Origin of the sequence: Streptomyces sp. NPDC021115 (assembly GCF_044333065.1) — a bacterium.
Lineage (GTDB): Bacteria > Actinomycetota > Actinomycetes > Streptomycetales > Streptomycetaceae > Streptomyces.
On record NZ_JBIRQF010000018.1, the window covers coordinates 86,437 to 99,508 of the forward strand.

Consider the following 13,072-nt stretch of genomic DNA (forward strand, 5'->3'; position numbering starts at 1 on the left):
CAACCCCGACGACCGGAGCATCACCACCACCATGAACACCACCACCGGGCAGCACACCGACGACGCTCGCCGCACCCTGGCCGAGTCGCCCGTCATCCGCGAACCCCGCCATGTGCCGCTCGCCCATGTCGTACGCGCCGGTGTGATCGAGGGCGTGCACCACGGCTCGGCGGTCGTCCTGGCCGCCGACGGCCGGGTCGCGTTCCAGGCCGGTGACATCGACGCGGCGTTCTACCCGCGGTCCGCGATCAAGCCCGTACAGGCCGTCGCGCTGCTGCGCGCCGGGCTGCCGCTGGACGGCGAACTGCTCTCGCTCACCGCCGCCAGCCACTCCGGCGAGGACCGCCATCTGGCCGGTTCGCGGCGCATCCTGGAGCAGGCCGGGCTCACCGAGGACGAGCTGCGCAACACCCCCGACCTGCCGTACGGCTCCGCCATGCGCGAGGCGTGGCTGCGCGCCGACCGGCAGCCCTCCCGGCTCGCGCAGAACTGCTCCGGCAAGCACGCCGCGATGCTGTACGCCGCGAAGCTGCGCGGCTGGTCGCTGGAGGACTACCTCGACCCGGCCCATCCGCTCCAGCAGCTGATAGCCGAGACGGTGGAGGAGCTGACCGGACAGCGCGTCGCCCAGGTCACCGTCGACGGCTGCGGCGCGCCGCTGTTCTCCGTCTCCCCGCTGGGCCTCGCCCGCGCCGCCGCCGCCATCGCCTCGGCCGCCCCTGACACCCCCGAGGGCCGGGTCGCTGACGCCATGCGTACCTACCCCGAGATGGCGTCCGGCGAGGGCCGGGACGTCGCCCGGCTGATGCGGCGGGTCCCCGGGCTGCTCGCCAAGGACGGCTTCGAGGGCGTCCAGCTGGTGGGACTGTCCGACGGCCGGGCCGTCGTCGTCAAGATCGCCGACGGAGCCGACCGCGCCCGGATGCCGGTGACCGCGGCCGCCCTCGCGCACTGCGGCATCGACTCCGACGTCCTCGCCGAGTTCGCCACCACCCCGGTCCACGGCGGCGGTCTCACGGTCGGCGCTCTGCACGCCACCGACGCCCTCGCCCCGCCCGCCGTCTGATCCGCCCATCCACCGTGACCCGAGGAATTCCGCACAGTCATGACCGCTGACTCCGGCTACCGCCGCGAACACGACCTGCTCGGCGACCGCGACGTACCCGCCGACGCGTACTGGGGCGTCCACACCCTGCGCGCGTCCGAGAACTTCCCCATCACCGGCACCTCCATCGCCGCCTACCCGCACCTCATCAACGCGCTCGCCGCCGTCAAGGAGGCGGCGGCCCGCGCGAACGAGGACCTGGGCCTGCTGTCCTCCCTCAAGGCCGACGCCATCGCCGCGGCCTGCCAGGAGATACGCCGTGGTGAACTGCACGACCAGTTCACCGTGGACGTGATCCAGGGCGGCGCCGGGACCTCGACCAACATGAACGCCAACGAGGTCATCGCCAACCGGGCCCTGGAGATCCTGGGCCACGAGAAGGGCGAGTACGGCATCCTCCACCCCAACGAGGACGTCAACCTCAGCCAGTCCACCAACGACGTCTACCCGACCGCCGTCAACGTCTCCACGATCATCGCCGTCCGTGAGCTGCACGGGGCCATGGAGACGCTGCGGCTGGCCTTCGCCGCCAAGGCCGAGGAGTTCCGCGAGATCCTGAAGATGGGCCGCACCCAGCTCCAGGACGCGGTGCCCATGACCCTCGGCCAGGAGTTCTCCTCGTACGCCGTGATGCTGGAGGAGGACCAGAGCCGACTGCTGGAGGCATCCGGCCTCGTCCACGAGATCAACCTCGGGGCGACCGCGATCGGGACCGGCCTCAACGCCCCGAAGGGCTACGCCGAGGCCGCCCGCGGGCATCTGGAGGACATCACCGGGCTGCCCCTGATCACCGCGGCCAATCTGGTGGAGGCGACGCAGGACTGTGGCGCGTTCGTCCATCTGTCGGGTGTGCTGAAGCGGATCGCGGTCAAGCTCTCCAAGAGCTGCAACGATCTGCGGCTGCTGTCCTCCGGGCCGCGCGCGGGGCTGAACGAGATCAACCTGCCGCCGGTGCAGGCGGGTTCGAGCATCATGCCGGGCAAGGTCAATCCGGTCATCCCCGAGGTCGTCAACCAGGTGGCCTTCGAGGTGATCGGCAACGACGTGGCCATCACCATGGCCGCCGAGGCCGGACAGCTCCAGCTCAACGCCTTCGAGCCGATCATCCTCCACTCCCTCTCGGAGAGCGTGACCCATCTGCGGGCCGCCTGCCTGGTGCTGGCCGACCGGTGCGTCGCGGGCATCACCGCCAACGCCGAGGAACTGCGCGCCACCGTCGAGAACTCCATCGGCCTGGTCACCGCCCTCAACCCGTACATCGGCTACAGCGCGGCCACCAGCATCGCCAAGGAGGCCCTGGCCACCGGGCGCGGCGTCGCCGAACTCGTCCTGGAGAAGGGGCTGCTGCCCGCCGAACGCCTCGCCGAGGTGCTCAGCCCGGAGGAGGTCGCGGGCACGCGCTAGAAGGCGCACCCGCGCCGGGAAAGTCTAGAAGAGGGGGTCGGCCCGTAACCGGGTGACGGCCGGGGCCACGCTGTACGGCAGGAGGTCCTGCCGTCGCTCAGGACCCCGCACCTCGACGCGGATCCGGTCCGCGAACCGGTAGGGGCGGTGCGTGAGCACCGCCCCCAGCCGTGCGCGCAGCCGGGACATCGCCGCCCGCACGGTCACCGTCCGCGTCGGGTCGCCGAACAGGTCGTGGGCGAGCTGCGCCGCGGTGCGCCCCTCGGGATGCGCGGCGAGCACCAGCAGCAGCTCGGCATGGCGCGCGCTCAGCCCGTGCGTCCAGGTGCCCGACGGGCCCGAGAAGGTCAGCGACCAGTGGTGCGGATGCGTGACGTCCAGTACCAGATGTCCTGGCCCGGCGGGTGCCGCCGGGTCGCCGTCCTCGCCGTCGAGCACCCGCAGCAGATGGCCGCCGGGCAGCGGCTCCACCGCGCAGGCGCCGAGCGAGGGCAGCCAGACCGGCCCGTACGGTGCCTTCCGCGCCGCCTTCGGCAGCGGCAGCCGGTGGTCCTGCGGGCTGATGCCGGTGACGGCGGCGACCCAGCCGTGCCGGTCCACCACGGCGGCCTTTCCCGGGATGCGCGCGAGGACGGGCGCGGCGAGTGCGCGCAGCGCGTCCAGTTCGCGGCTGTGGGCCAGCCGCAGCTCGCCCTCGGCCCACCGGGCGGTGGCCGTGACCAGGGACAGCACGGTGGGGTGCGCGGTGGGCGCGGGGCCGCTGATGTCGATGACGCCGAGCAGCTGCCCGTCCCGGGGGTCGCGCACCGGCGCGGCGGCGCAGCTCCAGGTGTGGAACGCGCGGACGAAGTGCTCCGCCGAGTGCACCCGCACGGGCGCCCGGACCGCGAGCGCGGTGCCGATGCCGCTGGTCCCGGCCGTCTCCTCGGCCCAGTGCGCGCCCTCGGTGAGGGCGATGCCCTCCGCGTGACGGCGGATGCCGCGATGGCCGTCGATCCAGAGAACCCGGCCGTCGGCATCCGCGATGATCATGATGTGACGGGCCGCCTCCGCCGCCTCCAGCAGCCCGCTGTGCAGGGTGGGCAGCACATCGGCCAGCCGGGTCGCCTGCCGTCGCCGCTCCAGCTCGTCCAGGCTGAGCAGCCCCCGGTCATGGCCGCGGTCCGGGTCGAGGCCGAGCCGCAGCATCCGGTCCCAGGACTGGCCGATCACCGGGCGCGCGGGCAGCGGGAGCCGCCCGTGACTCAGCGCGGCCTCCCGCATCACCGCCATCAGCCGGGCCGACTCGGCGGGGCTCAGCGACGCCAGGGAGTCGGCGGGGCGCGTGGCTTCAGTTCGCATGGAGTGCGGCCTTTCGTTCCGCCGCGGGGCCCGCCGGGGCGGCGGGCAGCGGCGTCCGCCTGACGCCGAATGCCATGGTGCAGCCTCAAGTCCGCTACGAACAGGGCTTCTCGCCGCCGATTGTAGTGAAGGCGGCCGCCCCTCACGGACCCGAGGCGGGGCGGACGGGGTTAGGTCCTGTCCGGCGGACAGGAACTAGCCGTCGGCGGGGGACAGGGACTGCTCCGCCCAGATCGTCTTGCCGGTGCCGGTCTGCCGGGTGCCCCAGCTCTGCGTCAGCTGGGCCACCAGCAGCAGCCCGCGGCCGCCCTCGTCGAAGGTGCGGGCCCGGCGCAGATGCGGGGCGGTGCCGCTGCCGTCGGACACCTCGCAGATGAGGGTGCGGTCGTGGATCAGCCGCAGCTGGATGGGGCCCTTGGCATGCCGGATGGCGTTGGTGATCAGCTCGCTGACCACCAGCTCGGTGGTGAAGACGGCCTCGTCCAGACCCCACGCCTCCAGCTGCGCGGAGACGTCCCGGCGGGCCCGCGCCACCACGGACGGGTCGGCCGGGAGGTCCCAGCTGGCGACGTGGTCGGCGTCCAGGGCCCGGGTGCGGGCGAGCAGCAGCGCCACGTCGTCCTCCGGGCGGCTGGGCAGCATCTTGCTGATCACCACGTCGCAGATGGCCTCCAGCGACTCCGCGGGCTGGACCAGCGCGGAGCGCAGCGTGTCCAGCGCCCGGTCCACGTCCTGGTCCCGGGACTCGATCAGCCCGTCGGTGTACAGCGCCAGCAGACTGCCCTCCGCCAGCTCCACCTCGACCGTCTCGAACGGCAGACTGCCCAGCCCCAGGGGCGGGCCGCCGGGCAGGTCGAGCAGGTCGACCGAGCCGTCGGGGGACACCACCGCGGGCGGCGGATGCCCCGCCCTGGCGATCGAACAGCGCCGCGAGACCGGGTCGTAGACCGCGTACAGACAGGTGGCGCCGATGTCCCCGCTGGTGGCCGCCGGACCCGCCGGGCCCTGCGCGCTCTCCGCCTCCGCCGACAGATGGTTGACCATGTCGTCGAGGTGGGTCAGCAGCTCATCGGGGGCCAGGTCGACATCGGCGAGGGTACGGACCGCCGTGCGCAGCCGCCCCATGGTCGCCGACGCCTGCACCCCGTGGCCGACCACATCGCCCACCACCAGCGCGACCCGTGCCCCGGACAGCGGGATCACATCGAACCAGTCGCCGCCCACCCCGGCCTGCGGGCCCGCGGGCAGATAGCGGGAGGCGACGTCGACGGCCGCGCTGTGCGGCAGGGTCCGCGGCAGCAGGCTGCGCTGGAGGGCCAGCGCGGTGTTCCGCTCCCGGGTGTAGCGGCGGGCGTTGTCGATGCAGACCGCCGCCCGGGCCGTCATCTCCTCGGCGAGCAGGAGATCGTCCTCCTCGAACGGCTCGGGCCGCTGGTGCCGGGAGAACGTCGCCACGCCCAGGGTGGTGCCGCGGGCGCGCAGCGGGATCGCCATCGTGGAGTGGAAGCCGAACTGGTGGATCGACGCGGCCCGGTCCGGGGCCTCGTCCGCCCACCGGGACACCGCCGGGTCCGTCACCCGGTTCAGCAGCCCCCGCTCCAGCTTCAGGCATTCGGCGGCGGGGGAGAAGTCGGGGTACGCGGCCACCTTCCCCACCTCCACCACGGCCTCCGGGGTGCCCGCGAAGACCGACCGGGCGGCGACCCGCCGCAGCATGACATGGCCGCTGAGGGGGCCCGGGCGCGGTTCGCTGCCGCCGTGCACCGAGGGCAGCAGATCGAGGGTCACGAAGTCGGCCAGCTCCGGCACCGCCACATCGGCCAGCTCCTGCGCGGTCCGGTCGACGTCCAGGGTGGAGCCGATCCGGATGCTCGCCTCGTTGAGCAGCAGCAGCCGTCGCCGGGCAGTGTGCTGCGGGGTCCGGTCGTGCGCGGACAGCATCACGGCCGCCACCCGGCCCTCGGCGTCCCGCAGCGGGGCCAGCGAGGTCGACCAGGCGACCGGGCGGTCGTACCCGGGCATCCGCAGGAACAGCTCCAGGTACTGCTCCTCTCCGCTCTCCAGCACCCGGAGCATCCGCTGCTCGGTCTCCTCCGCCTCGGGCCCGGGGGTGATCTCCGGTACCCGCAGCCCGCGGATCTCCTCCTGGGTGAGGCCCAGCACCCGCTCCATGTCCTGGTTGGCCCACCGCAGCCGCAGCCCGGTGTCGTACACCGCCATCGTGCACGGCCCCTGGGTGAAGCAGCGCTTCAGCAACTCCTCGTCCGCCAGCGGCCGTTCGGGCCGGGGCAGCGGGGAGACGACGAGCCATTCGACGGCGCCGTCCGGCGCGGTGAGGCGGTGCGCCAGCAGCCCGGCGGTGACCTCGGAGCCGTCGCGGTGCAGCAGTGCCACCCGGCCGCGGAACCGGTCGGACGGGTTCAGGGTGCGCAGGGTTTCGGCCACCGACCGCGGATTCGCCTCGTCGGCGAGCAGCCCGGCGGCCGATCTGCCCACGATCTCCTCGGGCCGGTATCCGAGCAGCCCTTCGGCCCCCTCGTTCCACTGGGTGACGATGCCGTGCTCGTCGACAGTGGCCCTGGCTGTGGACGCCTCGTCGATGAGGTCGTCCGACCGGACGGGCTGCTCGTGCGGCGGCGTGTCCGGTCGCGTCATGTGGTCATCTCACCCTTGCCCTCGGACTTCCGCCATGGGCAGGTGACGGCCTCCACCGCCGCGGCCCTGGCGGGGAGTGAACCCATTTGGTCGCGCGTTCAAGTATGCCATCGGTGGCCGAATATCGGCATACGCGGAACGGGATCGACGATAACGCTCAGCAGTCGACGTGCCCCTCCCGTACCGACCGCTCCGATCTCACGGACCGTTCCGATGGGCCGACCGGCTGATGCCGGGCAGCCAGCCTAGCCCCCGACCGGCGGAAGGGGAGTGAGCATGGCGCAGAGAGGAACTGGAGAAAGGGTAGAGACCGACGAAAGGCGAGACCACCGCATGAGCAGGGCAGCGAGCAACGGAGCCGGCGACCCGGCCCACGACGACGCCACGGCCCACCACCGAGACCCGTCCCCCGACGACACCACCCCCCACGGCCGGCCCCACAGCTCGCACTGGGGCGCCTTCGAGGCCGCCGTCCGCCCCGACGGCGGCCTCGACGTCACCCCCGACCCCCGCGACCCCCACCCCGCCGCGCTGCTGCGCAACGTGCCCGCCGCGCTCGGCCCCCGCGACCGGGTGCTCACCCCGTACGTCCGCCGCGGCTGGCTGGAACACGGCCCAGGGCCCGACCCGGCCCGCGGTACGGACGGCCACGTGCCCGTCCCCTGGGACGAGCTGATCCCGCTGCTTGCCCGCGAACTGGACCGGGTCCGCGCCGCCCACGGAAACCGGGCGATCTTCGGCGGATCGTACGGCTGGGGCAGCGCGGGCCGCTTCCACCACGCGCAGAGCCAGATCCACCGCTTCCTCAACTGCCTCGGCGGCTACACCCGCTCCGTCAACTCCTACAGCCTCGGCGCCGCCACCACCCTGCTGCGCCACGTCGTCGGCGACGACGCCCCGATCAGCAACCCCACCCCGCTGTCCGTGCTGGCCGAGCACACCGGCCTCTTCCTCTGCTTCGGCGGGATGCCCGCCAAGAACACGCAGGTCAACGCGGGCGGCATCAGCCGCCACAGAGCCGCTGGGCTGCTGCGCGCGGCCCGCCGCCGGGGCGCCCGCTTCATCCTGGTCAGCCCCCTGCGCGACGACCTCGCCGCCGAGCTGGACGCCGAGTGGCTGGCCCCCGTCCCCGGCACCGACACCGCGCTGATGCTGGCGCTGTGCCACGTACTGATCGAGGAGGGCCGGTACGACGCGGACTTCTGCCGCCGCCACTGCGCGGGCTTCGACGCCTTCGCCGCCCACGTCCTCGGCCGGGACGGCTCCGCCGCCAAGACCCCGCACTGGGCCGAGGAGATCTGCGGCATCCCGGCCGCCCGCATCGCGGCGCTCGCCCGGGAGCTGACCGCACACCGCACCATGGTCTCCCTCAGCTGGTCGCTCCAGCGCGCCCACCGCGGCGAGCAGCCGCTGTGGGCGGGCATCGCGCTGGCCTGTCTGCTCGGCCAGATCGGGCTGCCGGGCGGCGGCTTCGGCCACGGATACGGCGCCACCGGGGGCACCGGCGCCGGGACGCTCCCGTACAAGCTGCCCACTCTCGACCAGGGCACCAATACGGTCGCCGACTTCATCCCCGTCGCCCGGATCGCCGATCTGCTGCTGCACCCGGGGGAGGAGTTCGCGTACGACGGCGGGCGCCACACCTATCCCGACATCCGGCTCGTCCACTGGGCGGGTGGCAACCCCTTCCACCACCACCAGGACCTCGGCAGACTGCGCCGGGCCTTCGCCCGCCCCGACACGGTCGTGGTCCACGAGCCGCACTGGACGGCCACCGCCCGCCACGCCGACATCGTGCTGCCCGCCACCACCACCCTGGAGCGCGACGACATCGGCGGCGCCAAACAGGACACCGCCCTCATCGCCATGCACCGCGTCGCCGACCCGGTCGGCGAGGCCCGCGACGACTACCGCATCCTCAGCGACCTGGCCGCCGAACTCGGCATCGGCCACGCCTTCACCCAGGGCCGCGACGCGACCGGCTGGCTGGAACACCTCTACGAGAGCTGGCGGCAGGGGCTGCCGCCGGAGTACGCGCCCGAGGAGGACTTCAAGACCTTCTGGCGCGCGGGCCGCGTCCCGCTGCGGGCCCTGCGCGAACAGCGCACCCTGTACGCCGGGTTCCGCGCCGACCCCGCCGCCGCGCCGCTGGCCACGCCGAGCGGCCGCATCGAGCTGTACTCGGCCACCATCGCCTCCTACGGCTACGACGACTGCCCCGGCCACCCGGCCTGGCTGCCGCCGGAACCACCCGACCCGGCCGATCCGGGCGCGTACCCCCTGCACCTGATCGCCAACAACCCGCCCACCCGGCTGCACAGCCAGCTCGACCAGGGCGAACTCAGCGCCTCCTCCAAGGTCCAGGGCCGCGAACCGGCCCGGATGCACCCGCGCGACGCCGCGGCGCGCGGCGTGCGCGACGGCGACGTCGTGCGCATCCGCTCCACCGTGGGCAGCTGCCTGGCCGGGGCCGTGCTCAGCGACGCGGTACGGCCCGGCGTGGTCCAACTCGCCACCGGCGCCTGGTTCGACCCCTCGGCCCCCGAGGTGGCCACCTGCGTCCACGGCAACCCCAACGCGGTGACCCGCGACTTCGGCACCTCCCGGCTCGCCCAGGGCTGCACCGGCCAGCTCGCCCGGATCGAGGTCGAGCGCTACGACGGACCGCTGCCCGCCGTCCGGGCCCACGGGCTGTCACATTGAGGACAGGGACGAAGCCCTCCCAGGGGAGCGGAGCGGGTCGGGATGCCATCTTGTGGACAAACGGAATATCGGTGCCCATGCGGCGCTAAGCTGTCCGATCATCGGGCGGAGGGCGGATCGCGGGAGGTCCTGATGGCACAAGGGGGGCCCGACCGGGCCACGTTGATCGCCCGGCTGGCGAAGCTGTACCCAGAGGCCAGATCCGTACGGCGGCTCATGGAGACCGCCGGAATCCCCACCGACATGGTGGACTTCGGCGGAGGCGCGCGGGACGTGTGGCACTCCGCGCTGCGCGAGGCCGACAACCGGGGCAAGCGGGCGGCCCTGCTGACCAGCGCGGTCGGCGAGTTCCCGGAGGACGAGGAGCTGCGCCGGGCCCTGTCCCAGGCGCTCGCCCTCGCGGCCGAGCCCGGCATCGCCCTTCCGGCCGGGACCATCGGCACGGTGTCCGTCGCGGGCGCCGAGAAGCTGATGGGAGCTCAGAGTACGCTGCTGCCACTGGCGTTCCTGGAGGGCGGGCTGCGGGCGGCGCGCGCCGTGGGGCTGTTGCGGGACGATGTGGCGGCCCTGGGCACCGGCTTCCTGGTGGCGGGCGACATCGTCGTCACCGCGGGCCATGTCCTCCCCGACAAGGCGGCCGCGGAGGGCGCCCGGCTGCTCCTCGGCTACCAGGAGGGGGCGGACGGCGAGATCCAGGGCGGGACGTCGTACGCGCTCGCCCCGGATCTCGGCTTCGCCACCTCCGAGCGCCATGACCTCACCGTCGTCCGCGCCCGGGAGCCGCTGACCGAGGAGTGGGGCGCGCTCACCCTCGCCCCGCCCCGATCGCCGGGGCTCCAGCGGGTCAACATCGTCCAGCATCCGGGCGGCGGTCCCAAGAAGATCGCGCTCTACCACAACGTGGTCACCCACGCCGACGAGCACCGGATGCTCTACCTCACCGACACCCTCCCCGGCTCCTCCGGCTCCCCGGCCTTCGACGACCGGTGGCGGGTCGCCGCCGTGCACCGCGCGGGCGGCAACCTCCCCGCCCCGGACGGCGCCGGGCACGTGTACAGCAACGAGGGCGTCCCGGTGCGATGGCTGGCCGAGCTGCTGGCCACCCTCACCCCCTGAGGGCACGGTGAGCGTGGCACCTCCCATCGAGCCGGACAGCGGGCCGGGTATCGGGTCGGGCATCGGACCGGACATCGGGCCGGAGCGGGCGATCCTGGCCGAGCGGGCGCGCCTGGCATGGTGCCCGGGCTTCGTGGCGGAGCTGGCCCGCCGCCTGGGGACCGCCGACCGCGCCCAGCTCCTGCTGGCCCGCGCGGGGATCGACGTCGAATGGCCCGCGGACCGCGGCGACGCGCTGGGGCCGCTGCTCTACCGCGTGTTCCAGCACCGGGTGCACCGGCCCGAGGTCATGGGGAGGCTGTTCGACGCGCTGGAGGCGGAGTACGAGGCACAGCCCTGGACGACCGGTCTGCGGCACGGCTACGAGGCCCTCCCGGGCGGCGACCCGGCCCCGCTTCCCGCCGTCGCCCCCGGGCTGCTCGACACCGACGAGCGCCGGCACCTCGACGTGCTGCTGGCCGACCCCCGCTGCCCCACCGAACCGGACCGGCTGTGCGAGGTGCTGTGGGCCGCGGCCTCGTCCCTCGGGCTCCTGGTGGCCAAGGACGGCCTGCTCGCCGCCGAACGGGCCGCCAGTGTGACCGCCCTGGTCGACGACCTGGACGCGCGCAACAGCCCCGACACCCGGGTGCCGCCGCTGCTGGTCTTCCTGGAGCACCTCGCCGCCCGTGCCGAGGACCCCGTACGCGATGAACTGCGGGACTGGATCGACACCGCGGCCCACCGCCTGGCCGGTCGACGAGTGGAATCTGCGGGGCGGCAGCGAGCTGGCCGTACCCCGCCCGATCGGCCGCTGCGGACCTGTCGTCGTCCGCTCCCTGGACCGGCTGCGGGACGGCTGGTCCACCGCCCAGTGGCTGGCCCGCTGGGAGCGGCTGGGCGAGCCGCCTGCCGGTGAGGGCCCGCCGCCCGGACCGCACTGGCTGCACGGCGACGGCACCCCGGCCGGGGAGCCCGGACCCGTCCCAGCCGCCCCGGAGCGGGAGCTCGTCGTCGCGGACGACTCCGCACTCCAAGTGCTCGCCGGGCGGCTGGCCCTCCCCCGCCCGGCCGCCCGCAGGCGCGCCTCCGGATCCGCCACCGGGCGACCGCCCCGCGCCGCCGCCCGGGCCACCGGCCCCGCCACCACCCGCCGAGCAGCCACCCGGCGAGCCAGCCGCCGCACCGGAGCCGCACCGGCCGCCACCGGCCCCGCGGGTCCCGCTCCACAGCCCCGACGCCACCCCGGCGGGCGGCGCCGGAAACGGCGGGAGCACCCCCGGCGGACCCACCACGCCCGGTACGGGCCGGGGCTGGACACCGTCCGCACCCAGGGTTACGGCTATCTGCACAGCGTCGAGCTGGCCACCGCCCTCTCCCACCACTTGGGCGACGGCGACGATCGCGCACGGGAAAAATAATGTGCCAAGCGGTCAGCCCGCCGTATCGGCGGCATCGACGCGTCCCGCGACGTCCGGCACCGGCCGGGCCTGGTGCGCGTGCGGCAGGTCGCGGCGCCCCCGCATCGGCCCCAGCGCCAGGATCAGCCAGCAGGACGCCACCAGACCCGTCATGATCCACATGGTGGGGCGCAGCCCCAGGGCCTCGCCGAGGAGCCCGCCGAGCAGCGAACCGAGCGGGATGGTGCTGTGGTTGAGCATCATCGTCGTCGCGACCACCCGGCCCAGCAGTTCGGGCGGGCAGTACCGTTGCCGGAAGCTGCCCACCACCACGTTGCACATCGCGACGCCCGTTCCCACCATGAACGCGCCGACCGCGAACAGCAGCAGCCCGGCGCCGGGCGTGGCCAGCGGCATGAGCAGCGCGAACGGGCTGGTGACCGCCTGGAGTACGAGCATCCCGCGCGCGGAGCCGAAGCGGCGGGAGGCGGCGGTGGCCAGCAGGGCGCCGAGCACGCCACCGAGGCTGCCGGTCATGATCAGCACACCGACCGTCGCCTCGGACACGTCCACCGTGCGGACCAGGAACACGATCTGCACCGCCTGATAGCCCATCAGCGCCATGTTGAGCACGGCCCCGTACGTCACCATCGGCCGCAGATAGGGGTCATGGCGTACGAAGCGCAGCCCCTCGCCGATCCGGCGGCGCAGCGTGGCCGTCGCGTCGGGGACCGCCGGGGCCGGCTCCCCGACCCGGATCATCAGCAGGCACACCGCCGAGACCACGAAGGTCAGGGCGTCGATCAGCAGCCCGGCGACCGCGCCGAACGCCTGGGCGACCAGCCCGGCGGTTCCGCGGCCGAGCACGCGCGTACCGGCCTCGCTGCCCTGGAGCTTGGCGTTCCCCTCCAGCAGATCGCGCTCGTCCAGCACCGCGGGGATGTACGCGTGGTACGCGGTGCCGAAGAACACCGCCGACACACCGCACATCAGCGCCACCACGAGCAGTTGAGTCAGCGTCAGCACATCGCACCAGGCCGCCACCGGGACACTCGTGTACAGCACCGCCGACACGAGGTCGCAGGCGATCAGCAGCGGGCGCCGCCGGACCCGGTCCACCCAGGCCCCCGCGGGCAGCCCGATCACCAGCCACGGCAGCCACACCGCGGCGGTGAGCAGGCCGACGGCGAAGGTGTCGGCCCGCAGTTCCACCACCGCGACCAGGGGCAGGGCCACCGTGGTGATGCTGGCGCCCAGCCCGCTGGTGGTCTCGCCCAGCCAGAGCAGCCGGAAGTCCCGTTGCCGCAGCACCCCGAGGCGTGATCGGGTGCCCGGGGAATCACTCGTCGTGTTCATGCCTCATTGATAC

Annotated in this window: 9 protein-coding genes; 6 read left to right on the forward strand and 3 right to left on the reverse strand. The window is 73.8% G+C overall.

The genetic code is table 11. From position 1 onward, the window contains the following. Positions 1 to 31: 31 nt before the first annotated feature. Both ACH4TL_RS36285 and aspA read left to right on the forward strand, forming a co-directional pair. Entirely contained in the window at positions 32 to 1,066 is a 1,035-nt protein-coding gene (locus ACH4TL_RS36285; protein ID WP_398326634.1) for an asparaginase, read from the forward strand. A 39-nt stretch (positions 1,067 to 1,105) separates the two neighbouring features. Further along, positions 1,106 to 2,509 (forward strand): aspartate ammonia-lyase, encoded by a 1,404-nt coding sequence (gene aspA, locus ACH4TL_RS36290; protein ID WP_398326637.1) that lies wholly within the window; start codon positions 1,106 to 1,108, stop codon positions 2,507 to 2,509. A 24-nt stretch (positions 2,510 to 2,533) separates the two neighbouring features. On the opposite strand, the gene ACH4TL_RS36295 is transcribed toward aspA, so the two are convergent. Continuing rightward, the gene (locus tag ACH4TL_RS36295; protein ID WP_398326640.1) at positions 2,534 to 3,850 is read right to left on the reverse strand and encodes a GAF domain-containing protein; all 1,317 of its coding nucleotides are present in this window, start codon (positions 3,848 to 3,850) and stop codon (positions 2,534 to 2,536) included. Positions 3,851 to 4,045: 195 nt separating this feature from the next. Beyond that, positions 4,046 to 6,505, reverse strand: coding sequence for a SpoIIE family protein phosphatase (locus tag ACH4TL_RS36300; protein ID WP_398326643.1), 2,460 nt, complete (start codon positions 6,503 to 6,505; stop codon positions 4,046 to 4,048). A gap of 333 nt (positions 6,506 to 6,838) precedes the next feature. On the opposite strand from ACH4TL_RS36300, the gene ACH4TL_RS36305 reads away from it, so the two are divergent. The 4 genes from ACH4TL_RS36305 to ACH4TL_RS36320 all read left to right on the forward strand — a co-directional run bounded on the left by ACH4TL_RS36305 (position 6,839) and on the right by ACH4TL_RS36320 (position 11,724). After that, positions 6,839 to 9,208: a molybdopterin-dependent oxidoreductase gene (locus tag ACH4TL_RS36305; RefSeq protein WP_398326646.1), complete on the forward strand. Its 2,370-nt coding sequence runs from the start codon at positions 6,839 to 6,841 to the stop codon at positions 9,206 to 9,208. 132 nt (positions 9,209 to 9,340) lie between these two features. Next, entirely contained in the window at positions 9,341 to 10,324 is a 984-nt protein-coding gene (locus ACH4TL_RS36310) for a trypsin-like peptidase domain-containing protein (RefSeq protein ID WP_398326649.1), read from the forward strand. Between the two features lie 13 nt (positions 10,325 to 10,337). Then, positions 10,338 to 11,222, forward strand: a complete 885-nt coding sequence (locus ACH4TL_RS36315) for a hypothetical protein (protein ID WP_398326652.1) — start codon at positions 10,338 to 10,340, stop codon at positions 11,220 to 11,222. A 118-nt stretch (positions 11,223 to 11,340) separates the two neighbouring features. Next, positions 11,341 to 11,724 carry a hypothetical protein gene (locus ACH4TL_RS36320; RefSeq protein WP_398326655.1) on the forward strand — a complete coding sequence of 128 codons (384 nt, stop codon included), beginning with the start codon at positions 11,341 to 11,343 and terminating at the stop codon, positions 11,722 to 11,724. A 12-nt stretch (positions 11,725 to 11,736) separates the two neighbouring features. Here the strand turns inward: ACH4TL_RS36320 and ACH4TL_RS36325 are convergent, their stop codons facing one another. Beyond that, a complete protein-coding gene (locus ACH4TL_RS36325; RefSeq protein ID WP_398326658.1) occupies positions 11,737 to 13,059 on the reverse strand; it encodes an MFS transporter in 1,323 nt (440 codons plus the stop codon). Positions 13,060 to 13,072 lie beyond the last annotated feature (13 nt).